We start from the raw sequence: 22,697 nt of genomic DNA, 5'->3' as shown, positions 1-22,697 counted from the left end.
GGGGCCGCATGCAGACCGCCGATGCCGGACCGGAACTCAGGGACCACACGGACGCGCCGTGCCCCCGGCGGGCCGCCGCCCGTGCCGACCTGCCGCTGCCCCGGTGATGCGGGCCGTCCTCGCAGGGCCGCCCGCCGCCCAGGCGCGCACCGGGCACACCGGACGGCCCGCCGTCCGGCCGTCCTCCGGCCGCCCGCCCCGGTGGGCGCCGGGCCCGGGCCGGTCCGCGTTCCGGGTCCCCGCCGTCCCTATGGCGGCCGGGGCGGGCCGGATGGAGCGCGCCCGCGGCATGCTCCCGCCGCCCGGCCCCGGCCTGTGGGCGCTGTTCCCCCTCCGGCCGGCGGCGGGCCCGGCGTCCACCGACCCGGCACCGGAGGCGGCGGCGCCCGGTTCCGGCGGTCCGGCCGGCGCACCGATGCGGCCCGGCCGCCGCCTCCCGGCCACCGTGCTCCCGCTCGGGACGGCGCCGCCGCGGCCCTCCTTCCGCTCCCCGGTGGAGGGGCCGCCGTCCGGGCCGGCCGGCCCGGCCGCCCTCCTATCGGTCCCACTGCTGTTCTGGTACATGTTCTTCCATGTCGCGCTGACGGCGCCGCCGGCGGTCACCATGGCCGCCGCCGCCCTGCTCGGGCGGCGGGCTCGCGGCGCCTCCGCGGCGGCGGGGGGTGTCGCGCGGTGAACGGGGAAACCAGCTACCTGACCGACCTGGCGGAGATCCTCTGGCCTTGCGGCGGGCTGATGGGCAGGGGGGCCGAGCCCGCCGGCGGGGACCCGGGCCTCCCCGGCGCGGACGGGGAGGACACCGGCGGGCGCGGCGCCGCGGTCCGCGCCTACCTGCCGGTGCCCTCGGCGCACAACCCCCGGGTGATCGTGCCCGCCACCGACCGGTACGCGGCGGCGCGCGGCATCGCCGCGTTCTCCCAGCGGCACTCGTTCCGGGAGAGGGTCCGCACCGCCCTGCTGACCACCGCCTTCGCCAGCGGCATCGCGCCGCTGCTGCTCCGCGACCGGCTGCGGGTGGGCAGCGGGCGGACCATCGAGCACGCCCTGGCCGCCGCGCTGGACCGGGAGGTCGTGGTCGCCATCCACATCGGCCCGCCCCGGGCCAACCGGAAACCGGTGCTGCTGCTGCTCACCCCGGCCGGAAGGGCGGTCGGCTACGCCAAGGTCGGGGTGAACGACCTGACCTCGCGGCTGGTCCGGGACGAGACCCGGGCGCTGCACCTGCTCGCCGACGCCCGGCTGCCCGACATCACCGTGCCCCGGCCGCTGCACCAGGGCGAGTGGAACGGCCGCCCGCTGCTGGTGCAGGAGGCGCTGCCGGTCGGCGCGCAGACCGAGCGGCCCACCCGCCGCCAGCTGCTCCGCTGCGTCCTGCAGATCGCGGCGCTGGAGCGGCGGCCGGATCAGGTGCTGGCCGAGAGCGGCTACCGCGCCCGCCTGGAGCAGCGGATCGACTCCCTGGGCAGCCGCCCGGAGGCGCCCCGGCTGCGCGCGGCGCTGCGCGCCCTGCCCGCCGTCCGGCTGCCGTTCGGGGCCTGGCACGGCGACCTGACCAGGTGGAACGTGGCAGGCACGCCGCGCCGCGCGTTCGTCTGGGACTGGGAGCGGCTCGCCTTCGACACCCCGCTGGGCTTCGACGCCCTGCACTACGAGCTCAACGAGTGCGTGCAGGGCGGGGTGCATCCCGGCGTGCACCGCTGGCTGGACACCGGCGCCCGGCTGCTGTGCGACCCGATGGTCACCGCCGCGGGGATGCGGCCGCAGGCCGTGCCCACCGTGATGGCGCTCTACCTGATCGAACTGGCCGCCCGCTACCTGCAGGACCGCCGGGACGAGGCCGGCGGGCACCTGGCCGCCGTCGACGACTGGCTGCTCCCCGCCCTGGAAGGGCTGGGCGAGCGCGCCACCGCCGAGGCCGGCCTCCCCGGCTGAGCCCTCCCCGCCCCCGGCGCCCGGCCCTCCGCCGCCTCCACCGGTTACCGAGGCGGCGGAGGGCCGCGGCCGCCGCGGGGCGGGGCGCACACCCCCGCCCCGTGGAAAGGCCCCATGCCCGTTCCCCGGCGAGCGGCCCGCCGGACGCGCGCCCGGGCCGCGACCGGTCCACCGGTTTCACTGAAAGCGAATACTCGATCACTCAAAGTCATGCGATCATGTCGGCGTGCCAACGACGCCACCCGCACCGGTCCTGCTCGTCGCCTCCAGCGGCGGCCACCTGGCCCAGCTGTGGTCGCTCCGCCCGTGGTGGTCCGGGCGCGCACGGGCCTGGGTCACCTTCGACACCCCCGACGCCGCGGCGCTGCTCGACGGCGAGGAGGTGCACTGGGCCCGCCGCCCCACCACACGCCGCATCGCCGATCTGCTGCGCAACACCGGGCTGGCCGCCCGGGTCCTCACCGCCCGGCGCCCCGCCGCGGTGGTCAGCACCGGCGCCGGCGTCGCCCTGCCGTTCTTCGTCCTCGCCCGGCTGCTCCGGGTGCCCACCGTCTACATCGAGGTCTACGACCGGATCGAGACCCCCGCCCCGACCGCCCGGCTCTGCCGCCCCTTCACCACCCTCTTCCTGGCCCAGTGGGAGGAGCAGCGCGCCTTCATGCCGTCCGCCATCACCGTGGGGCCGCTGCTGTGACCGACATCGACGACGCCCCGGCGCCCGCTCCCACTCCCGCCCCTGTCCCCGCGGAGCCGCCGGCGGGCACCCCCGACCCGCGGCCGCTGGTCCTGGTCACCGTCGGCACCGACCGCCACCCGTTCCGCCGCCTGGTCTCCTGGGCCGACGCCTACGCCCGGGAGCACCCCGGCGTCCGGGTCCTGGTGCAGCACGGCCGGACCCCGCGCCCCGCGCACGCCGAGGCCGCCGAGTTCCTCTCCCCCAGCGAGCTGGCCGACGCCATGTCCGAGGCGGCGGTGGTGGTCACCCACGGCGGGCCCGGTTCGATCGTCGCCGCCCGCCGCGCCGGCCACCTGCCCGTCGCGGTCGCCCGCGACCCCGAGCTCGGCGAGCACGCCGACGACCACCAGCTGCGCTTCGTCGCCCGGCTGGACACCTCCGACCTGGTGCGCTCCTGCTCCAGCCCGCAGCAGCTGTCCACCTCGCTGGACCGGGCGGTCGACCGGCCCGGGGAGTTCCGGATCGGCCCGGAGGCCGGCCCCCGCCCCGAGGCCGCCGCCCACCGCGCCGGCGAGCTCATCGACCTGCTCGCCCCGCCCGCGCCCGGCGAGCGGCCGCCCGCCCCGGCCGCCCCGGCCGCCCCGGACCGCACCGGCTGGCCGGACGTCACCGCGATCGTGCCCACCCGGGAGCGACCGGACCTGCTCCGCCGCACGCTGCGCTCGATCACCGGGCAGGACTACCCCGGGGTGCTGCGCACCATCGTGGTCTTCGACAACGACGACCCCGACCCGGCGCTGGCCGACGACGACCCGCGCCGCCCGGTGCGGGTCATGGCCAACAACCGCAGCCCCGGCCTGGCGGGCGCCCGCAACACCGGCATCCTCGCCGCCTCCGGCGAGCTGGTCGCCTTCTGCGACGACGACGACACGTGGCTGCCGGGGAAGCTCCGCCGCCAGGTGGAGGCGCTGCTCGCCGCTCCGGGGGCCGAGATCGTGTGCTGCGGCATCCGGGTCGTCTACGAGCGCACCGAGGCCGAGCGGGTGCTGGACCGGACCTCGGTCGCCTTCGCCGACCTGCTCGCCTCCCGCTTCGCCGAGCTGCACCCGTCCACCTTCGTGATCCGGCGCAGCGCGCTGGTGGACGGCTGCGGCGCCGTCGACGAGGAGCTGCCCGGCGGCTACGCGGAGGACTACGAGCTGCTGCTCCGCCTGGCCCGGCGGGCACCGGTGCGCACCGTCCCGGAGACCAGCGTGCGGGTGCTCTGGCACCGCCGGTCGCACTTCGCGGGCCGATGGCGCACCATCGCGTCCGCGCTGGGCCGACTCCTGGAGCAGTACCCGGAATTCCGGCTGGTCCCCCGCGGCCACGCCCGGATCGCCGGCCAGGTCGCCTTCGCCGAGGCCGCCGCGGGCCGCCGCCGCGCCGCCCTCCGCTGGACCCTGGCCACCCTCCGCGCCCGCCCCGCGGAACCCCGCGCCTACCTGGCCCTGGCGGTGGCCTGCGGCCTCTCCCCGGAGTTCGTCCTGCGCACCCTGCACACCCGCGGCAGGGGCCTCTGACCCGACCGCCGCACCGCTCCGGGAAGTGGCCGGAAACCGCGTTCCCACCCGGAAGAACCCCCGTTCGAGCAGGGTGCGCCCCGCATGCGCGGGGATGGCCCCTCCCTAAAGGGCAGGAGGTTGCCCTCCAGGTCGTGCGCCCCGCGTGCGCGGGGGCGGTCCCGGGCGATCGCCGCGCTCGCCGTGGTCGACGGCTTACTCCCTGCGGGAGGCGGAAGCGGCCCGGGGCCCGTCCGGCTACGGGTCGGACGGGTCGGCGGCGGGCAGCCCCGGGGCCGCGTGGCCGGGTGAGGGGTTCGGCGGCATGCCCTCGGGCGGGCGGTGCGGCGCGGTCTCCGCACCGCTCGGCGGGGCCGGCGGGGGCTCCGGCCCGGTCGGCCGGGCCGTTCCCGCGTCCCCGCAGGCCACCACCAGCACGGCCGCGGCCGCCACGGCCGCCCCCACCCGCGCACTCCGCGTCCGGACACCGGTCCACCGCTCATCGACCATCGTCGGCCCCCTCCCGGCTCGCCATGGCCGCGCCCTCCGGGCACACCACGAGCAATTACCATGAGTGCCGATACGACCACTCAATGCGGTGGATCGCGGCGTGTCTCCGCACCGATCGGGCGAAATCCTCAAGTCCCCCGCGAGGGCGCGGAATCCGCGAATCGCACAGGGCCGCCGACGGCCGGGGCCGGGATCCGGACCGGCTCGATATCCGGATCTGCACCGCTCCGGAAAGGTCCGGGCGGAGACGGCCGGCCGCTGCCCGCCTGGGCGCGCGATCGGCGGACCGGGCCCCCGATATCCGCCGCATTCGGCGGTGGTCCCCAGTTCAGGGGGCGCGACGATGAAGCGGAACCGCCATCGCGCGGCGGGGAACACAGGACTCTCCGCAGGTGGACGCCGCCGCCCGCCCCGGAGCGGCCCTCTCTCCCGCCCCCGGCCGCCCCCTGCCCGGCACTCCGCCGCCGGGCGGTACCCCCTCCGGGCGGCACCCGGCGGCGGGATGCGGTACATCGCCGCCGAACTGCCGCTGCGCCTCACCGGCCCGGCCGCCCCTCCCCGGTGATCCCGGCGCCGCGGCCCTGCCGGCGCGCTCCGACGGGGCCGCGGCGCGGAGATCATCGCAGGGCGGGAGCTCGGTCGCAGGCGAGTACCATTCCGGCGCCCACCGTGGCGTTGGTGTGCTCGTCGATCAGGATGAAGCCGCCGGTGGCCCGGTTCCGCTTGTAGGGGTCGACGAAGAGCGGCTGGGCCGCGCGGAGCACGACCCGGCCGATCTCGTTGAGGTCCAGCCCGTCGGCGGACTCGTCCCGGTGCAGGGTGTTGACGTCCAGCCGGTAGAGCAGGTCGCGGACCATCACCTTGGCGGTGCGGGTGGTGTGCTTGACCAGCAGCCGGGAGCGCGGGGTGAGCTTCTTGGCCTCCGACATCCAGCAGACCATCGCGTGCACGTCCCGCGCCTCGGCGGGGCGGTTGTTCGGGCGGCAGATCATGTCCCCGCGGGAGACGTCGATGTCGTCCTCCAGCAGCAGGGTGACCGACATCGGGGAGAACGCCTCGTCCACGTCGCCGCCGGCGGTCGCGATCCGCTTGATCCGGGTGGTCAGCCCGGACGGCAGGTGCACCACCTCGTCGCCCCGGCGCAGCACGCCGCCGGCCACCTGGCCCGCGTAGCCCCGGTAATCGTGCAGCTCGGGGTCGTCGGCCTTGTGCGGCCGGACCACGTACTGCACCGGGAACCGGGCGTCGATCAGGTTCCGGTCCGAGGCGATGTGCACGTTCTCCAGGTGGTGCAGCAGCGACGGCCCCTCGTACCAGGGCATCTCCGGGGAGCGCTCCACCACGTTGTCGCCGTGCAGCGCCGAGATCGGGATGAACGCCAGGTCGGCGACGTCCAGCTTGGCGGCGAAGTCGGTGAACTCGCGGCGGATCTCCTCGAACCGGTCCCGGTCGTAGTCGACCAGGTCCATCTTGTTCACCGCCACCACCAGGTGCGGCACCTGGAGCAGGGTGGCCAGGAACGCGTGCCGGCGGCTCTGCTCCTGCAGGCCCTTGCGCGCGTCCACCAGGATGACCGCCAGGTCGGCGGTCGACGCGCCGGTCACCATGTTCCGGGTGTACTGGATGTGCCCGGGGGTGTCGGCGATGATGAACGTCCGCCGGGGCGTGGCGAAGTAGCGGTAGGCCACGTCGATGGTGATGCCCTGCTCGCGCTCGGCGCGCAGCCCGTCGGTGAGCAGCGCCAGGTTGGCCTGCTCCTCGCCGCGGCTGCGGCTGGTCCGCTCCACCGCGTCGAGCTGGTCTTCGAAGATGGACTTGGAGTCGTAGAGGAGGCGCCCGATCAGGGTGCTCTTGCCGTCGTCGACCGAGCCGGCCGTGGCGAACCGCAGGATGTCAGTGCTCATTGCTCGCGCTTCCAGGGGAGTCGGGACCGGGGAGGGGGCGGGGGCAGGGGTCAGAAGTAGCCTTCGCGCTTGCGGTCCTCCATGGCCGCCTCGCTCGCGCGGTCGTCGGCCCGGGTCTGGCCGCGCTCGGTGATCCGGGTCGCGGCGATCTCGGCGATGATCTCCTCGATCCCGGTGGCCGTGGAGCGGACCGCGCCGGTGCAGGACATGTCGCCGACGGTGCGGTAGCGGACGCTGGCCTCGAAGACCTCTTCGTCGGCGTCCCGGTTCACGAACGGCCCGTCGGCGAGCAGGATGCCGTCCCGCTCGAAGACCCGGCGCCGGTGCGCGCGGTAGATCGAGGGCAGCTCCAGGCCCTCCCGGGCGATGTAGCCCCACACGTCCAGCTCGGTCCAGTTGGAGATGGGGAAGACCCGGATGTGCTCGCCGCGCTCGATCCGGGTGTTGTACAGGCCCCACAGCTCCGGGCGCTGTGCCTTGGGGTCCCACTGGCCGAACTCGTCGCGGAAGGAGAAGACCCGCTCCTTGGCGCGGGCCTTCTCCTCGTCCCGGCGGGCGCCGCCGAAGGCGGCGTCGAAGCCGTGCTCCTCGATCGCCTCCAGCAGCGCCGCGGTCTGCAGCCGGTTCCGGCTGGCCCAGCGGCCGGTGGGCTCGGTGACCTTGCCCTGGTCGATCTGGTCCTGCACCGAGGCGACCACCAGCTCGACGCCGGCCTCGGCGACCCGGCGGTCGCGGAAGTCCATCACCTCGGGGAAGTTGTGCCCGGTGTCGACGTGCATCACCGCGAACGGGATGCGGCCCGGCCAGAACGCCTTCTGCGCCAGGTGCAGCAGGACGATGGAGTCCTTGCCGCCGGAGAAGAGCAGCACGGGGCGCTCGAACTCCGCGGCGACCTCGCGCATGATGAAGAGCGCCTCGGCCTCGAGGTGATCCAGCTGGGACAGCCGGTACCGCCCCGCCTCCGCAGTGGTGCCCATCTTTCCGCCTCGCTCCCGTGCGTCACGCCGGACGGGAGCGCCCCGGTCGCGATCAGTTCACCGAGTGCGGACCCGCCCCGTCCCGATCCGCCACTTCGCGGATGCTGGCCAACAACATACCCGACAATTCCGGTCGGCATACAAGGATATCCGGAAGTGACGGATCCGACTCGTTGTACCGCAGCTCGGAGCCGTCGATCCGGGAGGCGTGCAGGCCGGCGGCCTTCGCCACCGCCACCGGGGCCGCGCTGTCCCACTCGTACTGCCCGCCCGCGTGCACGTAGATGTCGGCGATCCCGAGCAGCACCGCGCAGATCTTCGCCCCCGCCGACCCCATCGGCACGACCTCCGCGCCGAGCCGGTTGGCCATCAGCTCCACGAACGCCGGCGGCCGGGTCCTGCTGGTGGTGATGCGGAGCCGCTGGTCGGCCGGGCGCTCGTCGGGCAGCCACGGCGGGTCCACCGTGGACAGCGCGCTGCCCTGCGCCGGGAGCGCCACCGCGCCCGCCGCCAGCTCGCCGTTCTCCCACAGCGCCACGTGCACCGCCCAGTCGGTCCGGCCCGCCTCGGCGAACTCCCGGGTTCCGTCCAGCGGGTCGATGATCCACACCCGCCGGGCGCTCGCCCGCGCCGGATCGTCCACCCCCTCCTCGGAGAGGACCGCGTCGCTCGGGCGCAGCCGCCCCAGCGCGGAGAAGAGGAACTCATGGGAGGTCCGGTCGCCCAGGGTGCGCAGCACCTCCGGCTCGGCGAACCCGTGCCGGGCCCGCAGCCGGAGCAGCCGCTGCCCCGCCTCGGTCGCCAGGTCCCGCGCCACCTCATGATCGTTTCTGATGCTGCTCACCGGCCTCTGTACGCTCCCGCCCCGCGGATCACCGCTGACCACGTCTTCCAAAGGATCTGCACGTCCGAAGTCGGCGACCAGTTTTCCACGTAACGGGGATCCAGGCGGACCGACTCCTCCCAGGAGGGATCGGATCGCCCGCTCACCTGCCACGCCCCGGTCGTCCCCGGCTCGGCGCCCGCGCGCGCCGTGCCCGTGGCGCGCGCCTCCTCGGGCGGCCTCCGAGGGCCCCCGCGCTTCCTGAGCGGCACACCGTCGTGCCCGTCGGCGGCCGCCGGCGCGTCCTTCGGCTCTTCGGCCGCCGCAACCATGGTACGGAACCGGGCAAGGGCCCGCCCGCCGGAACGTCGCCGGCCCGCCGTCCGCGGCGCTGCGCAGAGGAGGAGGCGCGGGCCGGGCTCCGGCCTGCGGAGGGCGACCGGTCGCGTCCGTCCGATCGCACACGGTGACGGAGCGGGAGCGAGAAAAGACCCGGTCCGCGGACCGGGTCCTCCGCTCCGCCGGCCCGGAGACCGGGAGGCGGTACGGAATCAGGAGGCGGTGTGGAAGACGTTCTGCGCGCGCTCCAGCCCCTCGCCGATCAGCGCCTCCACCGCGTCCGCAGCCCGCTCCACCTCCAGCGGGAGGTCCTTGCGCTCCGTCGAGGAGAAGTCCTTCAGCACGTAGGCCGCGGGGTCCATCCGCCCCGGCGGGCGGCCCACCCCCACCCGCACCCGCAGGTAGTCCGGACCGGACAGGGACGCGGTGATCGACCGCAGGCCGTTGTGGCCGCCGGAGCCGCCGCCCCGCTTCAGCTTGACCGCGCCGAACGCGATGTCCATGTCGTCGTGGACCACCACGATGCGCTCCATCGGGACCTTGTAGAACCGGCTCAGACCGGACACCGGGCCCCCGGAGAGGTTCATGTAGCTGCGCGGCTTGGCCAGCACCGCGGGGGCGCCCGCCACCCGCGACTCGGCCACCTCGGCGTGCACCTTGTGCGCCTTCCACCGGTCGCGCCGCCGCTCGGCCAGCGCCTCCACCACCATGAAACCGATGTTGTGCCGGTTGCCGGCGTACTTCGGCCCCGGGTTGCCCAACCCGACCACCAGCCACCGCTCGGTCTCCGCCACGCCCGTCTCCCCGTCCCCGGCCCGCTCCGGACCGGCCGCATCCCGCACAGACAACGATGCGCGGCCTCCCAGCACACGCCTTAGGAGACCACGCATCGAAAAAGACCCGCTTCCGTTCGGAAAGAACCGGAAAAGGAAAGGCCGACTACTCGGCGGAGGCCTCCGCGGCCTCGCCCTCGGCGGCCTCTTCGCCCTCGCCCTCGGCGGGCTCCTCGGCGGCCGGCGCCGAAACGCTCAGCACGATCGCCTCCGGGTCGGTGACCAGCTCGACGCCGGCCGGCAGCTTGAGCTCGGCGGCGGTGACGCTGGTGCCGACCTCGAGGCCCTCCACCGAGAACTCCACGCCCTCGGGGATGTGGGTCGCCTCGGCGGCGACCTCGACCGAGACCAGGTCCTGGGTGACGATGCCGCCGGGGGCGACCTCGCCGGTGAGGGTCACCGCGATCTCGACGTTGACCTTCTCGCCCTTCTTCACGACGAGCAGGTCGACGTGCTCCAGGAAGCCCTTGATCGGGTCCCGCTGCACGCTCTTGGGCAGGACCAGGTTCTCGGCGCCCTCGACACCGTCCACGCGCAGCAGCACGTTCGGGGTCTTCAGGGCCAGCATCAGGTCATGGCCGGGAAGCGTGATGTGGCGCGGCTCGGTGCCGTGGCCGTAGAGGACGGCCGGCACCTTACCCGCGCGGCGGGCGCGACGCGCGGCGCCCTTGCCGAATTCCGTGCGCGGCTCGGCAGCGATGCGTACCTCGGACACGACAAAACTCCTCGGAGGTTCGTCCCCGCGGCGGCGGGGAACACGACTTCTCTGAAACGACTCCCGCGGGACGGGAGAGCTCACGGGATCTGTCCCGCGGGCAGGCGGAGACGCCGAAGCGCGCCGCGCCCGGGCACGGCGCCCGCGGAAGGCGAACACTCCGCGAACGCGTGGACCCCGCGGACACGGGGACACTCCGTCCAGTCTACTGCCTCAGCGGACGGGTTCGGCACAGCGAGCACCGGGAGGGGCGCCGCGCGCCCCTCCCGGCCGCACCCGGTCAGCCCTCGAACAGGCTGGTGACCGAGCCGTCGCTGAACACCTCGTTGATCGCGCGGGCCAGCAGCGGTGCGATGGACAGCTGCGTCAGCTTCTCGAAATCCCGCTCCTTGGGGATGGGGAGCGAGTTGGTGATCACGACCTCGGAGATCTTCGAGTTCTGCAGCCGCTCCGCGGCCGGCCCGGACAGCACGCCGTGCGTGGCCGCCGCGATCACGTTGCTCGCGCCCTGCTCGAAGAGGGCGTCGGCCGCCTTCACGATCGTCCCGGCGGTGTCGATCATGTCGTCCACCAGGATGCAGGTGCGGCCCTCCACCTCGCCGACGACCTCGTGCACCTTGACCTGGTTGGCGACCTCCGGGTCGCGCCGCTTGTGGATGATCGCCAGCGGCAGGCCCAGCCGGTCCGCCCACCGGTCCGCGGTGCGCACCCGCCCGGCGTCCGGCGAGACCACCGTGGCCTCGGCCCCGGCGACCTTGTCCTTGATGTAGTCCGCCAGCAGCGGAAGCGCGAACAGGTGGTCCACCGGGCCGTCGAAGAAGCCCTGGATCTGGTCGGTGTGCAGATCGATCGCCATCAGCCGGTCCGCGCCGGCGGTGGCGAACAGGTCCGTCATCAGCCGCGCGGTGATCGGCTCCCGCCCCAGGTGCTTCTTGTCCTGCCGGGCGTAGCCCAGGAACGGTGTGATCACCGTGATCCGCTTGGCCGAGGCGCGCTTCAGCGCGTCCACCATGATCAGCTGCTCCATGATGGACTCGTTGATCGCACCCGAGTGCGACTGCAGCACGAAGGCGTCGCTCCCGCGCGCCGACTCCAGGTAGCGGACGTACATCTCGCCGTTGGCGAAGTCCTGGAACTTCGTCGGCACCACCTGGATGCCCAGCTGCTCGGCCACCTGCTCCGCCAGCTCCGGATGGGTACGCCCGGAGAAGAGCATGAGCTTCTTCTGACCCGCGGCCTTGATGCCGGTCACTTCTGAATCCCCCACAGACACAGTTCACTCGCCTAGCCGGCGATGCCGTTCGCCCTGCCGGCGACGTTATTCGCGGTCCTGCCCGTCACCGAGCGCCCGCTCCGCGGCCTCCGCCGCGGGCGTGCCCGGACGGCGCCGCTGCACCCACCCCTCGATGTTGCGCTGCTCGCCGGCCGAGACCGCGAGCGCGCCGGGTGGGACGTCCTTGCGGACCACCGTGCCGGCGCCGGTGTAGGCGCCCTCCCCCACCTTCACCGGCGCGACGAACATGTTGTCGCTGCCGGTGCGGGCGTGGTCTCCGATGGTGGTCCGGTACTTGTTCACGCCGTCGTAGTTCACGAACACCGAGGAGGCGCCGATGTTGACGCCCTCGCCGATGTCGGCGTCGCCCACGTAGGTGAGGTGGGGGACCTTCGATCCCGCACCGATGGTGGACTTCTTCACCTCGACGAAGGTGCCGACCTTCGAGCCGTCCCGCAGCTCCGCGCCGGGGCGCAGGTAGGCGAAGGGGCCCACCTTGGCCCCCGGGCCGATCTCGGCCGACTCCGCGTAGGTCTCGCGGACCTCCGCGTCGGCGCCCACCGAGGTGTCGGTCAGGGTGCTGCCCGGGCCGACCACCGCGCCCTCGCCGATCCGGGTGCGGCCGCGCAGCCGGGTGCCCGGCTCGACCAGCGCGTCCCGGCCGATCTCGACCTCGGCGTCCACCCAGGTGGAGGCCGGGTCGACCACGGTGACGCCGGCCCGCATGTGCGCTTCGAGCAGCCGGTCGTTGAGCAGCCGGCGCGCCTCGGCGAGCTGCACCCGGTCGTTCACGCCCTGGATCTCCACCCAGTCCTCGGCGGCGGCGGCGTCCACCCGGTGCCCGTCGCCGCGCAGGATCGCCACGGCGTCGGTGATGTACTCCTCGCCCTTGGCGTTGTCGGTGGAGAGCCGGTCGACCACCCGGGCCAGCAGCGCGCCGTCGAAGGCGTACATGCCGGAGTTGATCTCGTCCACGGCGCGCTGCGCCTCGTCGGCGTCGGCGTGCTCGACGATCTCGGTGAAGGCGCCGCCGGCGTCGCGCACCACCCGGCCGTAGCCGGCCGGGTCGGGCACCTTCGCGGAGAGCACGGTCACCGCGTTGCCGGCGGACTCGTGCGCGGCGACGAGGTCGGCCAGGGTGCGGCCGCGCAGCAGCGGGGTGTCGCCGTAGGCGAGCACGACGGTGCCGGAGAGCTCGACGCCCTGCGCGGCGAGCTCCTGCACGGCCATCCGGACCGCGTGCCCGGTGCCGTTCTGCTCGTCCTGCACGGCGGTGGCGACCTGCGGGGCCGCCTCCTTCAGGTACTCGGCGACCTGCTCCCGGCCGTGCCCCACGACGACGACGGTCCGCTCGGGGCCGAGCTCGCCGGCGGCGGCGAGCACATGGCCGAGCATGGGCCGCCCGCAGAGCTCGTGCAGGACCTTGGGAAGCCTGGACTTCATACGGGTGCCCTCGCCCGCCGCGAGGACGATGACGGCAGCCGGGCGGCTCACGCTCACTGGCGGAGACTCCTCATGTCGCTGGCGGATGGGTGCAAAAGTCGAACTCGCCACGCCGAGGCCCGGAACGGACCGGGGCCGCGCCGCCGACGTGACCGCGCCGACGCGACGGGGCGCCCCCGCGGGCCCGCGGGGCCACAGGGCTGGAGCGGACGCTCGAACGAGCGCCCACCGCACGCGGAACAGGGGCGACCCAGGGGCCGACATGGGAAGGATACATGCGCCCGTCCGGCTTTCACTGACCGGTCCACACCCCTGTGGACGACGGGCGGGCGGAGGCGCCCACCGGCGCTTCGGCGCGGACTCGCGCGGCACGGCCGGGGGTTGCGCGGGAGCGCCGCGGGCGCGGGAGGCCGGAGGGGCGGGGGCTCACGCCCCTGGTGTGAGATTCGCCGGCGGCGGACGTCCGCGCAGGCCGACAGAGAGATGCTCCCGGGTCAGGACTCGAACCCGAACCTGAAGTCTCCAAAGGACCCCGTGCTGCCAATTACACCACCCGGGAAAGACGGGAAACCACCGCCGACCCGGGCCTCGACCCGGGCGGTGAACCGGTCCCGCAAGGCCAACCCTAGCCGGTCGCCCCCGCGGATCGCACATGCGTTTGCCCGCGCCGCGCACCCGTCCGCCCTCGTTCCCCGAAGGACCCACTTGCCAAACCTACGGTTTCGTAGGTTACGGTTTCGTAGGTAAGCCGGGCGGTACGGGTGGCGGGAGCGGTTTCCGCGCGTGCACACCCCTCCGGGTCGCACGGCCGTGACATCGAGACAGCTGGATGGACTCATGACCGCAGTGACCGAAGGCTCGCCCGCGGCCGCGAAGCGCGCCCCCGAGCCCGAGCTCGATCCGGAAGGCGCCAGCAAGGCGCAGCGGATCACCGTCTTCTTCTTCGTCCTGGTCCCGCTGCTGGCCCTGGTGGCCGCGGTGCCCTTCGCCTGGGGGTGGGGGCTGACCTGGACCGACATCATCATCGGCGCGGTCTTCTACGTGATCGGCGGACTCGGCATCACCGTCGGCTTCCACCGCCACTTCACGCACGGCTCGTTCAAGGCCAACCGGCCGCTGCGCATCGCCCTCGCGGTCGCGGGCAGCCTGGCCATCGAGGGCAGCGTGATCAAGTGGGTGGCCGACCACCGCCGGCACCACAAGTACGCCGACCACGAGGGCGACCCGCACTCGCCGTGGCGCTTCGGCGACGACTGGCGCTCGGTCGCCAAGGGCCTGTTCTACGCGCACATGGCCTGGATGTTCCTCAGCGAGGAGAAGACCTCGCCGAAGCGGTTCACCCCGGACCTGCTCAAGGACAAGGACGTGGTCCGGGTCGACCGGATGTTCATCCCGCTGGTGCTGTTCTCGCTGCTGGCCCCGGCCGCGATCGGCGGCCTGGTGACGATGTCCTGGTGGGGCGCGTTCACCGCGTTCTTCTGGGGCGGTCTGGTCCGGGTCGCGCTGCTGCACCACGTGACCTGGTCGGTGAACTCGATCTGCCACACCATCGGCGAGGAGAACTTCGAGGTCCGGGACCGGTCCCGGAACGTGTGGTGGCTGGCCATCCCCTGCTTCGGCGAGTCCTGGCACAACCTGCACCACGCCGACCCCACCTGCGCCCGGCACGGCGTGCTCAAGGGCCAGGTCGACATCTCCGCCCGCACCATCTGGCTGTTCGAGAAGCTCGGCTGGGCCACCAAGGTCCGCTGGCCCAACGCCGAGCGCCTCGCGGCGAAGCGCGTGAGCGTCTAGAGTCGGGAACCATCATGGAAGCCGTGGGAGAGAAGAAGCCCCGGCCCCGCCGCAAGCGGATGACCGGCAAGGAACGGCGGGAGCAGCTCCTCGGCATCGGTCGCGAGCTGTTCGCCGAGCGCGGCTTCGATGGGACCTCGATCGAGGAGATCGCGGCGCGGGCCGGCGTCTCCAAGCCCGTGGTCTACGAGCACTTCGGCGGCAAGGAGGGCATCTACGCCGTCGTCGTGGACCGCGAGATGCAGAAGCTGCTGGGCATGGTCGGCGAGTCGCTGACCGCCGACCACGCCCGGGGCAAGATCGAGAACGCGGCGCTGGCCCTGCTGCAGTACATCGAGGAGAGCAGCCAGGGCTTCCGCATCCTGGCCCGCGACTCGCACGCCGCCTCCGGCACCGGCAGCTTCGCGAGCCTGATCAGCGACATCGCCACCCAGGTGGAGCACATCCTGGCCGAGGAGTTCAAGCGGCGCGGGTACGACCCGAAGCTGGCCCCGATGTACGCCCAGTCGCTGGTGGGCATGGTGGCCCTGACCGGCCAGTGGTGGCTGGAGGTGCGCAAGCCCAAGCGCGAGGTGGTGGCGGCGCACCTGGTGAACCTGGCCTGGAACGGGCTGTCCGACCTGGACGCCCGGCCCCGGCTGGAGTCGGTCTCCCGCAAGCGCAGGTCGGAGTAGCCGGGAGGCGCCGCGCGGCAGGCTCATGCAACACCAGGCACCGAAGACCAAAGGCCGGACACCGAAGACCGGGCACCGAAGACCAAAGGCCGGACACCGAAGACCAGGCACCGAAGACCAAAGGCCGGACACCGAAGACCAGGCACCGAAGACCAAAGGCCGGACACCGAAGACACTATCTTGATATCAAGAGATAGGGTGTCCTCATGCACGATGAGGTTGACGGTCTGGTCGAGGCATGGCGCGCCGAGCGCCCGGACCTCGACGTGGAGCCGCTGCAGGTGCTCAGCCGGGTCTCCCGGCTCTCCCGCCACCTGGACCGCGCCCGGCGGACCGTGTTCACCGAGCACGACCTGGAGCCCTGGGAGTTCGACGTGCTGGCGGAGCTGCGCCGCTCCGGCGCGCCCTACGAGCTCAGCCCGGGCCGGCTGCTCCGCGCCACCCTCGTCACCTCGGGGACGATGACCAACCGCATCGACCGGCTGGCCGCGGCCGGCCTGGTCCGGCGCCGCCCCGACCCCGCCGACAAGCGCGGCGTGCTGGTGCGCCTCACCGACGAGGGCCGGACCCGGGTGGACGCCGCCCTGGAGGACCTACTGGGCTACGAGGAGACACTGCTGAAGCCGATCCCGGCCAAGGACCGGCGGCGGCTGGCGGCGCTGCTGCGCTCGGTGCTCTCCCCCCTCGACGGCTAGACCACCTCAAGGCGATGATCTTGACGTTGCGGGGGTGTCGGAGCGCTCCGACACCCCCGCAACGTCAAGATCATCGGGGAAGCGGCGCCGGCTGCGCCGCGGAGCAGGCTCCGGCGGCTCCCCGAGCGCAGAGAAGCGCTACTACCTGTCCCTGAGCGACTCGCCGGCGGTCGGGATCCAGCCGGACGGCGACGGCGGGGAGGGGCACCGGCCGGTCGGTCGGTCGGGCGCGGCGCCCCACGGAGCGAAGGTCAAGACGGCGGCGACGGCAGAGGTAGGGGCGGGGCGAAGGCGGTCGCCCGAGCGCGGCACCCCACAGGGCCGGGGCTCAAACGGGCAGCGACGGCAGGCAGGGACACCGGCCGGTCGGTCCGGCACGGCGCCCCACGGGGTGAGGGTTCAAGCAGGCGGCAAAGGCGGCGGTGGGGACCGGCCGGTCGGTCAGGTGCGGCAGAGCGGGGCGGGGCGGCCGGAGCGGCGGGGCGCCGTTCCCACGTCGCCCGGGCGCCGGGGCCGACTCCCCTTGAAACCGCAGCACTTCTCCGACCTGGACGAATACGCAGGGTGACAGCGAGGCGGGGCGCCCTGCGCACCGCGAGAGCACCCCGGTGATTCCTGAGCGCGCATCCCGGCCCGGATCGACCCCCGAGAGGCCCGAATCACCCCGACCGGGCCGGCGATCGGGGGTTCGAGCCGCCCGCAAGGCCGGGATGCAGGGGCCGAAACCCGGGGAGGGCAAAGGCGGGGGGTGGAATGTCGCTTTTGTTCTTCCGAGAGGCCTTGTTTGGCCACTCTAGGTAATCGGCGAGGGGGCGGCGGGAGCCTCAGGGCTTACTACTCGCTGGTAGATGTAATCGGGGTGCTGCGGAGGTGCGCAGGGCGCCCTCGCCCCCGCCCGTTCCCCGCCGCAAACCAGGCATATAGGGATAAGGCTCCTTGGTGGGCGCAGGCGAGCGGCTCGCCTCCCTTCACCGGCGCCCCGCCCACTCCCGCCCCTCGCTGCCCGCTTGAACCCCCGCCACGTGAGGCGCCGCACCCGGGCGACGCCTGCACCCCGCCCCTACCGCCGCCGTCGCCGCCCGTCTTGACCTTCGCTCCGCGAGGCGCCGCGCCCGACCGACCGGCCGGTCCCCACCGCCGCCGTCGCCGCCAGCCTGAACCCCCGCCACGTGGGGCCCGACACCCGGGCAACCGCCTCCGCCCCGGCCCTACCCGCGCCGTCGCCGCCAGCCTGAACCCCCGCCACGTGAGGCGCCGCGCCCGACCGACCGGCCGGCCCTCCGGGGCGGCCGGGGGCGCTCCCCGGGCCCGGCAGGGCCGGGAGGCGGGAGGGGTGCGGGGGACCGGCCTGCCGCCCCCGGGGGGTCAGCCGCCGGCCTTCTCCGCCTCGGTCAGCCAGCGCTCCTCCAGGTCGTCCTTCTCCGACTGGAGGGTCTTGAGCTCGGCGTCGAGTTCGGCGAGGCGGGTGTAGTCCTCGGCGGCCTCGGCCATCCGGGCGTGCAGCTCCTCCTCCCGGGTGGAGATGCGGTCGATGCGCCGCTCGATGCGCTGCAGCTCCTTCTGGGCGGCGCGGCGCTCGGCGGCGGAGACCGCGGGCGCCTCGGGCGCCTCCTCCGCGGGCCCGCCGGCGTCCGGGAGGGCTCCGGCGGTGGGCACGCCGCCCTCGGCGCGGACCCGGCGGTCGAGGTACTCGTCGACCCCGCCGGGCAGGAACGCCAGGGTGCCGTCGCCCATCAGCGCCAGCACCCGGTCGGTGATCCGCTCCAGGAAGTACCGGTCGTGGCTGACCAGCACCAGCGACCCGGGCCAGCCGTCGAGCAGGTCCTCCAGCTCGGTGAGGGTCTCGATGTCCAGGTCGTTGGTGGGCTCGTCGAGCAGCAGCACGTTGGGCTCGTCCATGAGCAGCCGGAGCAGCTGGAGGCGGCGGCGCTCGCCGCCGGACAGGTCGCCGAGGGGGGTCCACTGCCGGTCCCCGCGGAACCCGAACCGCTCCAGCATCTGCCCGGCGGTGTACTCGCGCTTGCCGATGGTGACGTACTGGCGGATCTCGGAGACCGCCTCCAGCGGGCGGGTCGCCGGGTCCAGCTCGGTGAGGTTCTGCGAGAGGTGGGCGAGGTTGACGGTCTTGCCGCACCGGACCCGGCCGGCGGCGGGCTCGCTCTCGCCCGCGAGCAGCCGCAGCAGGCTGGTCTTGCCGGCGCCGTTCACCCCGACCAGGCCGATCCGGTCGCCGGGGCCGAGCTGCCAGGTGAGCCGCTCCAGCAGGGTGCGTTCGCCCGCCTTGACCTCGACGTCCTCCAGGTCGATGACGGTCTTGCCCAGCCGGGAGCTGGCGAAGCCGACCAGTTCCACCGTGTTGCGCAGCGGCGGGACGTCGGCGATCAGGGCGTTGGCGGCGTCGACCCGGAACTTCGGCTTGGAGCTGCGCGCCTGCGGGCCGCGGCGGAGCCAGGCCAGCTCCTTGCGCATCAGGTTCTGCCGGCGGTCCTCCGCGGCGGCGGCGAGCCGGTCCCGCTCGGCCTTGGCGAGCACGTAGGCGGCGTACCCGCCCTCGTACCGCTCGACGCGGCCGTCGACCACCTCCCAGGTGCGGGTGGTGGCGGCGTCCAGGAACCACCGGTCGTGGGTGACCACGACCAGCGCCTCGCGGCGGCCGTTGAGGTGGGCGGCGAGCCAGGCGATGCCCTCGATGTCGAGGTGGTTGGTGGGCTCGTCGAGGACGATGAGGTCGTGGTCGGCGATGAGCAGCCGGGCGAGCGCGGCCCGGCGCCGCTCCCCGCCGGAGAGGGCGGCCATCGGCCCGTCGAGCTTCCAGCCGCCGAGCAGGCCGCTGAGCACGTCGCGGGCCCGGGCGTTGCCGGCCCATTCGTGCTCGGCCAGGTCGCCCAGGACGAACTCGCCGACGGTGGCGTCGGGGAACCGGTCGCGCTGGTGGAGGAAACCGACCCGCAGGCCGCGGTTGTGCACGACCCGCCCGGAGTCCGGCTCGGTGTGCTGGGCGAGCACCGCCAGCAGGGTCGACTTCCCGCCGCCGTTGCGGCCGACCACACCGATCCGGTCCCCTTCCTCGACGCCGAGCGAGACGCCGTCGAGGAGGACGAGGGGGCCGTAGGCCAGAGAGACATCCTGAAGATTGACGAGGTTCATCGTCTACCCATTGTGGGGCCTGGCGGGGACCGGAGCGGCCGTCCGCCCCCGGCCGCCGGGCCGCTGCGCGCCGACCGGGGCCGCACCGGCCTGCCGGAACCCCCGCTCACGCGGTGGCCTGCGGCTTCGGTGCGGCGGATCAGACCAGGAAGAAGTCGCGGGCGGCCTTGGCGATGCCCTCGGTGTCCAGGCCGTGGGCGCGGTCGTGGTCGGCGGGCGTGCCGTAGCGGCGGAGTTCGGCGCCGCGGGGGACGCCGAGGGAGCGCTGGCGGTGCCGGCGGTCCTCCAGGGCGGCGGCGGCCTCGTGCGCGGAGGTGCCGGCCAGGTAGGGCTCGACCATAAGGACGTCGGGGTGGCCCGCGGCGGCCGCGAGGCGGTGCAGCCCGGCCCGGTCGAACGGGCGCGGGGTGGTGGTGTAGGCGACGGTGACGTCGAGCCCCTCGGTGGCGGCGAGGACCCGGTCGAGCATGGGGCCGACGGCGACCACCACGCCCGCCGAGCGCGCGGAGCCGGTGCGGATCGGGACCAGGTGCGGGCCGGTCGGGCGGGCGGCGGCGTTGCCGTACATGGCGAGCCGGAGGTAGACCCGGTCGTCGCCGGGGAGGGCGGCCCGGGTGAGCGCGGCGGCCTCGTCGGCGTGCCCGGGCACGTGCACGGTCCAGCCGGGGAGGGTGTCCAGCAGCGCCACGTCGCCGGGGGCCATGTGGGTGCGCCCGGCGGCCGCGTAGTCGTAGGAGGCGCCGATGCCGCCCAGCACGGCGCCGGCGTTCTGGTGCCCGAGGTCGAGCTTGAGCTGCTCGAACGGGCGCTCGACGAGGAACGAGGAGAAGGTGTGCACCACCGGCCGCATGCCGGTCAGGGCCAGGCCGCCGGCGACGCCGATCTGCAGCTGCTCGCGGATGCCGACGTTGACCACCCGGGCGGGGTGGCGGGCCCCGGCGGCGTCCAGCCGGTCGGAGGAGATGTCGGCGAGGACCACCATGAGGCGGGGGTCGGTGTCCAGTGCGTCGGCGACGGTCTCCAGGAACGCCTCGCGCATGGGCTGCCGGGTGACGGCGGGCCGCTCCTCGGCGGTGCGGCGGGCGGCGGGTGCGATGGACATGGCGGCTCCTCCTTCGGTTCCGGCCCGGCGTGCGGAGCGGGCTCGGTGCGGGTGCGGGGCGGCGGGGGTCAGACCCGGGCGACGACCGCGTGCGGGACGGCCGGGTCGCGCACGGACAGGGCGGCCTCCAGGGCGCGGTGGTCGCGGCCGGAGACGGTGTCGGCGGTCCACCCCTCGGTCTGGAAGCGGGTGGCGATGCCGCCGGGCCAGCCGTGCGTGGCGGACCGGTTGTCGACGACCACGGCGGTGATCGAGCCCAGGCCGAGCCGGGCGGCGGCCGCGATGGCCTCGTGGTTGCTGCCCTCGTCGAGTTCGGCGTCGCCGGTGAGCACGACGGTGCGGGGGCCGGTGCGGCCCTGGGCGCGCAGCCCCAGCGCGGTGCCGACGGCCAGGCCGAGGCCGTGGCCGAGGGAGCCGCTGCCGATCTCCACGCCGGGCACCAGGACCCCGTCGGGGTGCTGGCCCAGGCGGGAGCCGTGCGAGGCCCAGTCGCGCAGCTCGTGGACGCCGATGAAGCCCTTGGCGGCGAGGATCGCGTAGTAGGCCATGGGGCCGTGGCCCTTGGAGAGCAGGAACCGGTCCCGGTCGGGGTCGTCGGCGGTGGCCGGGGTGACGCGCAGGATGCGGTCGTAGAGGACCCAGAGCACGTCGAGGGTGGATTCGGATGCGGCACGGTGCTTCTCGTCGCCGGTCATGAGGCCGATCAGTGCCGGGAGATCGGCGTAGCGGCTGAATGCTGCGGTGGCCATGGCCACAGTCTCGAACCTAGACTTAACTTGAAGTCAATTCGCCGGCCCCGAGAACCCCCGAGGACTGGATGTGATATGCCTCACCTGCCTGTGCGCCTCACCATCGGCCAGCTCTCCGAGCGCAGCGGCGTCGCCCGCACCACGCTCCGCTTCTACGAGGACCGGGGGCTGATCTTCTCCGAGCGGACCGCGGGGAACCAGCGCCGCTACCACCGCAACACGCTGCGCAGGCTGGCGTTCGTCTCCACCGCGCAGCGGGTCGGGCTCTCCCTGGGCCAGATCCACCAGGCGCTGGAGACACTGCCGGACAACCGCACCCCGACCGTCTCGGACTGGGCCCGGCTCTCCGAGCAGTGGCGCACCGAGCTGGACACCCGCATCGACGCCCTGCAGCGGCTCCGCGACCGGCTGACCTCGTGCATCGGCTGCGGCTGCCTGTCGCTCAAGGACTGCCACCTGAACAACGTCGACGACGAGCTGGCCGCCAAGGGGCCCGGCGCCCCCGGCCTGAAGCCGGCCCGCGAGGGCGGCATCTGACCGCCCCTCCCCGAAGGCATCGGCGCCGATGCCTTCGGGGAGGAGGGCGGGCCGTCCCCGGTCAGCTCCGGACGGGGCGGGCGCCGGGGACGTCGCCGTGCGCGGTCACGGTGCGCTCGCAGGCCCCGGACGCGTCCAGGGCCCGGGCGACCGCGGCCGCCTCCTCCGCCGAGCCGGCGAGGAAGGCGCAGGTCGGCCCGGATCCGGAGACGAGGCCGGCGAGCGCGCCCGCGGCCAGCCCGGCGTCCAGCACCCGGGACAGGTCCGGCCGGAGCGAGAGCGCCGCGGCCTGCAGGTCGTTGCCGAGCGCCGCGGCCAGCGCGCGGGCGTCCCCCGCGGCCAGGGCGGCGGTGAGCGCCGGATCCCCCTGCGGCTCCGGCGCGTCCGGCCGGAGCCGGTCGTACTCGGCGAAGACCGCCGGAGTGGACAGGCCCTCGCCGGAGAGCGCGAACACCCAGTGGAACCGGCCGGGAGAGGCCAGCGGGGTGAGCACCTCGCCCCGGCCGGTGCCGACCGCGGTGCCGCCGAGCAGCGCGAACGGCACGTCGCTGCCGAGGTCGGCGGCGAGCTCCAGCAGCCGGGGCAGGCCCAGGGCGGTCCCCCACAGCGCGTCGCAGCCGACCAGGGCGGCCGCCGCGTCGGCGCTGCCGCCGGCCATGCCGCCGGCGACCGGGATGGACTTGCCGATGCGGATGTCGACCGGGGCGTCCGGGCGGCCCGCCTCGCGGGCGACCAGCCGGGCTGCCCTGGCGGCCAGATTGTCCTCACCGAGCGGCACCCGGTCGAGATGGGATCCGATGTCGCCGTGGACCGAGACGCGGGTAGCCCCCCCGCCCGCACTGGGCCGGGCCTCCCGAACGGTAACCTCATCGAACAGTGAGACAGCGTGGAAGACGTTCACCAGATCGTGGTATCCATCTTCGCGCGCCGGCCCCACCGCTAGCTGGAGGTTCACCTTCGCGGGTACCCGTACGGTCACAGCGGTATGAGTAGCGGTCACGAGTCCTAGATCGTAAAGGAACCCCACCTCAGT

Annotated in this window: 21 protein-coding genes and 1 tRNA gene; 8 read left to right on the top strand and 14 right to left on the bottom strand. The window is 74.2% G+C overall.

The window, feature by feature from the left end; all coding sequences use genetic code 11:
* The first annotated feature begins 271 nt into the window (after positions 1 to 271).
* The 4 genes from D459_RS36760 to D459_RS0106900 all read left to right on the top strand — a co-directional run bounded on the left by D459_RS36760 (position 272) and on the right by D459_RS0106900 (position 4,170).
* The gene (locus tag D459_RS36760; protein WP_152522915.1) at positions 272 to 676 is read left to right on the top strand and encodes a hypothetical protein; all 405 of its coding nucleotides are present in this window, start codon (positions 272 to 274) and stop codon (positions 674 to 676) included.
* The gene (locus D459_RS0106910) at positions 673 to 1,932 is read left to right on the top strand and encodes a phosphotransferase (RefSeq protein ID WP_017592265.1); all 1,260 of its coding nucleotides are present in this window, start codon (positions 673 to 675) and stop codon (positions 1,930 to 1,932) included. Before D459_RS36760 ends, D459_RS0106910 begins: the two co-directional genes overlap by 4 nt.
* A gap of 226 nt (positions 1,933 to 2,158) precedes the next feature.
* Positions 2,159 to 2,626, top strand: a complete 468-nt coding sequence (locus D459_RS36505; protein ID WP_017592264.1) for a glycosyltransferase family 28 protein — start codon at positions 2,159 to 2,161, stop codon at positions 2,624 to 2,626.
* On the top strand, positions 2,623 to 4,170 hold the full coding sequence (locus D459_RS0106900; protein ID WP_017592263.1) for a glycosyltransferase: 1,548 nt from the start codon (positions 2,623 to 2,625) through the stop codon (positions 4,168 to 4,170). The genes D459_RS36505 and D459_RS0106900 overlap by 4 nt, the downstream gene beginning before the upstream one ends.
* 237 nt (positions 4,171 to 4,407) lie before the next feature.
* Here D459_RS0106900 and D459_RS0106895 read toward each other — a convergent pair whose 3' ends face one another.
* From D459_RS0106895 to D459_RS0106850, 10 genes are all read right to left on the bottom strand, one after another.
* Complete coding sequence (locus D459_RS0106895) at positions 4,408 to 4,659, bottom strand: hypothetical protein (RefSeq protein ID WP_017592262.1); 252 nt, start codon at positions 4,657 to 4,659, stop codon at positions 4,408 to 4,410.
* Between the two features lie 617 nt (positions 4,660 to 5,276).
* On the bottom strand, positions 5,277 to 6,563 hold the full coding sequence (locus tag D459_RS0106890; protein WP_017592261.1) for a sulfate adenylyltransferase subunit 1: 1,287 nt from the start codon (positions 6,561 to 6,563) through the stop codon (positions 5,277 to 5,279).
* Positions 6,564 to 6,613: 50 nt separating this feature from the next.
* Positions 6,614 to 7,540: a sulfate adenylyltransferase subunit CysD gene (cysD, locus tag D459_RS0106885; protein ID WP_017592260.1), complete on the bottom strand. Its 927-nt coding sequence runs from the start codon at positions 7,538 to 7,540 to the stop codon at positions 6,614 to 6,616.
* A 52-nt stretch (positions 7,541 to 7,592) separates the two neighbouring features.
* A complete protein-coding gene (locus D459_RS0106880) occupies positions 7,593 to 8,384 on the bottom strand; it encodes a 3'(2'),5'-bisphosphate nucleotidase CysQ (protein WP_026120128.1) in 792 nt (263 codons plus the stop codon).
* The gene (locus tag D459_RS37540; RefSeq protein ID WP_017592258.1) at positions 8,381 to 8,695 is read right to left on the bottom strand and encodes a sugar transferase; all 315 of its coding nucleotides are present in this window, start codon (positions 8,693 to 8,695) and stop codon (positions 8,381 to 8,383) included. The genes D459_RS0106880 and D459_RS37540 overlap by 4 nt, the downstream gene beginning before the upstream one ends.
* 219 nt (positions 8,696 to 8,914) lie before the next feature.
* Positions 8,915 to 9,496 carry an aminoacyl-tRNA hydrolase gene (pth, locus tag D459_RS0106870; RefSeq protein ID WP_020380080.1) on the bottom strand — a complete coding sequence of 194 codons (582 nt, stop codon included), beginning with the start codon at positions 9,494 to 9,496 and terminating at the stop codon, positions 8,915 to 8,917.
* A gap of 145 nt (positions 9,497 to 9,641) precedes the next feature.
* Positions 9,642 to 10,250 carry a 50S ribosomal protein L25/general stress protein Ctc gene (locus tag D459_RS0106865; RefSeq protein ID WP_017592256.1) on the bottom strand — a complete coding sequence of 203 codons (609 nt, stop codon included), beginning with the start codon at positions 10,248 to 10,250 and terminating at the stop codon, positions 9,642 to 9,644.
* Between the two features lie 280 nt (positions 10,251 to 10,530).
* On the bottom strand, positions 10,531 to 11,502 hold the full coding sequence (locus D459_RS0106860) for a ribose-phosphate diphosphokinase (protein ID WP_020380079.1): 972 nt from the start codon (positions 11,500 to 11,502) through the stop codon (positions 10,531 to 10,533).
* 66 nt (positions 11,503 to 11,568) lie between these two features.
* Complete coding sequence (glmU, locus tag D459_RS0106855) at positions 11,569 to 13,023, bottom strand: bifunctional UDP-N-acetylglucosamine diphosphorylase/glucosamine-1-phosphate N-acetyltransferase GlmU (protein ID WP_020380078.1); 1,455 nt, start codon at positions 13,021 to 13,023, stop codon at positions 11,569 to 11,571.
* A gap of 429 nt (positions 13,024 to 13,452) precedes the next feature.
* Positions 13,453 to 13,525, bottom strand: a tRNA-Gln gene (locus tag D459_RS0106850).
* Positions 13,526 to 13,803: 278 nt separating this feature from the next.
* Between D459_RS0106850 and D459_RS0106845 the strand changes: the two genes are divergently transcribed.
* The 3 genes from D459_RS0106845 to D459_RS0106835 all read left to right on the top strand — a co-directional run bounded on the left by D459_RS0106845 (position 13,804) and on the right by D459_RS0106835 (position 16,129).
* Positions 13,804 to 14,760 carry an acyl-CoA desaturase gene (locus D459_RS0106845; RefSeq protein ID WP_017592253.1) on the top strand — a complete coding sequence of 319 codons (957 nt, stop codon included), beginning with the start codon at positions 13,804 to 13,806 and terminating at the stop codon, positions 14,758 to 14,760.
* 14 nt (positions 14,761 to 14,774) lie between these two features.
* A complete protein-coding gene (locus D459_RS0106840; RefSeq protein WP_020380077.1) occupies positions 14,775 to 15,434 on the top strand; it encodes a TetR/AcrR family transcriptional regulator in 660 nt (219 codons plus the stop codon).
* 206 nt (positions 15,435 to 15,640) lie between these two features.
* Positions 15,641 to 16,129, top strand: a complete 489-nt coding sequence (locus tag D459_RS0106835; RefSeq protein WP_017592251.1) for a MarR family winged helix-turn-helix transcriptional regulator — start codon at positions 15,641 to 15,643, stop codon at positions 16,127 to 16,129.
* Between the two features lie 1,365 nt (positions 16,130 to 17,494).
* Here D459_RS0106835 and D459_RS0106830 read toward each other — a convergent pair.
* The 3 genes from D459_RS0106830 to D459_RS0106820 form a co-directional block, all read right to left on the bottom strand.
* Positions 17,495 to 19,276 carry an ABC-F family ATP-binding cassette domain-containing protein gene (locus D459_RS0106830; RefSeq protein WP_017592250.1) on the bottom strand — a complete coding sequence of 594 codons (1,782 nt, stop codon included), beginning with the start codon at positions 19,274 to 19,276 and terminating at the stop codon, positions 17,495 to 17,497.
* A gap of 139 nt (positions 19,277 to 19,415) precedes the next feature.
* Positions 19,416 to 20,315 (bottom strand): transketolase family protein, encoded by a 900-nt coding sequence (locus tag D459_RS0106825; protein ID WP_026120126.1) that lies wholly within the window; start codon positions 20,313 to 20,315, stop codon positions 19,416 to 19,418.
* A 131-nt stretch (positions 20,316 to 20,446) separates the two neighbouring features.
* Complete coding sequence (locus D459_RS0106820; RefSeq protein ID WP_017592248.1) at positions 20,447 to 21,127, bottom strand: thiamine pyrophosphate-dependent enzyme; 681 nt, start codon at positions 21,125 to 21,127, stop codon at positions 20,447 to 20,449.
* A 75-nt stretch (positions 21,128 to 21,202) separates the two neighbouring features.
* Here D459_RS0106820 and soxR point away from each other — a divergent pair, with 75 nt between their 5' ends.
* Entirely contained in the window at positions 21,203 to 21,664 is a 462-nt protein-coding gene (soxR, locus tag D459_RS0106815) for a redox-sensitive transcriptional activator SoxR (protein ID WP_026120125.1), read from the top strand.
* Positions 21,665 to 21,725: 61 nt separating this feature from the next.
* Here the strand turns inward: soxR and D459_RS0106810 are convergent, their stop codons facing one another.
* The gene (locus D459_RS0106810; protein ID WP_026120124.1) at positions 21,726 to 22,643 is read right to left on the bottom strand and encodes a 4-(cytidine 5'-diphospho)-2-C-methyl-D-erythritol kinase; all 918 of its coding nucleotides are present in this window, start codon (positions 22,641 to 22,643) and stop codon (positions 21,726 to 21,728) included.
* Positions 22,644 to 22,697: the final 54 nt, after the last annotated feature.

The organism is Nocardiopsis potens DSM 45234, assembly GCF_000341105.1.
In the GTDB taxonomy this organism is placed as follows: Bacteria; Actinomycetota; Actinomycetes; order Streptosporangiales; family Streptosporangiaceae; genus Nocardiopsis_A; species Nocardiopsis_A potens.
This window is presented reverse-complemented; position numbering and strand designations above follow the sequence as displayed.

Coding starts and splice junctions, on each gene's coding strand:
- D459_RS0106830 (WP_017592250.1), bottom strand. CDS start 19,276: ATGAACCTCGTCAATCTTCAGGATGTCTCTCTGGCCTACGGCCCCCTC.
- D459_RS0106845 (WP_017592253.1), top strand. CDS start 13,804: ATGACCGCAGTGACCGAAGGCTCGCCCGCGGCCGCGAAGCGCGCCCCC.
- D459_RS0106840 (WP_020380077.1), top strand. CDS start 14,775: ATGGAAGCCGTGGGAGAGAAGAAGCCCCGGCCCCGCCGCAAGCGGATG.
- D459_RS0106820 (WP_017592248.1), bottom strand. CDS start 21,127: ATGGCCACCGCAGCATTCAGCCGCTACGCCGATCTCCCGGCACTGATC.
- soxR (WP_026120125.1), top strand. CDS start 21,203: ATGCCTCACCTGCCTGTGCGCCTCACCATCGGCCAGCTCTCCGAGCGC.
- D459_RS36760 (WP_152522915.1), top strand. CDS start 272: ATGGAGCGCGCCCGCGGCATGCTCCCGCCGCCCGGCCCCGGCCTGTGG.
- cysD (WP_017592260.1), bottom strand. CDS start 7,540: ATGGGCACCACTGCGGAGGCGGGGCGGTACCGGCTGTCCCAGCTGGAT.
- D459_RS0106825 (WP_026120126.1), bottom strand. CDS start 20,315: ATGCGCGAGGCGTTCCTGGAGACCGTCGCCGACGCACTGGACACCGAC.
- D459_RS0106835 (WP_017592251.1), top strand. CDS start 15,641: ATGCACGATGAGGTTGACGGTCTGGTCGAGGCATGGCGCGCCGAGCGC.
- D459_RS0106895 (WP_017592262.1), bottom strand. CDS start 4,659: ATGGTCGATGAGCGGTGGACCGGTGTCCGGACGCGGAGTGCGCGGGTG.
- D459_RS37540 (WP_017592258.1), bottom strand. CDS start 8,695: ATGGTTGCGGCGGCCGAAGAGCCGAAGGACGCGCCGGCGGCCGCCGAC.
- D459_RS0106890 (WP_017592261.1), bottom strand. CDS start 6,563: ATGAGCACTGACATCCTGCGGTTCGCCACGGCCGGCTCGGTCGACGAC.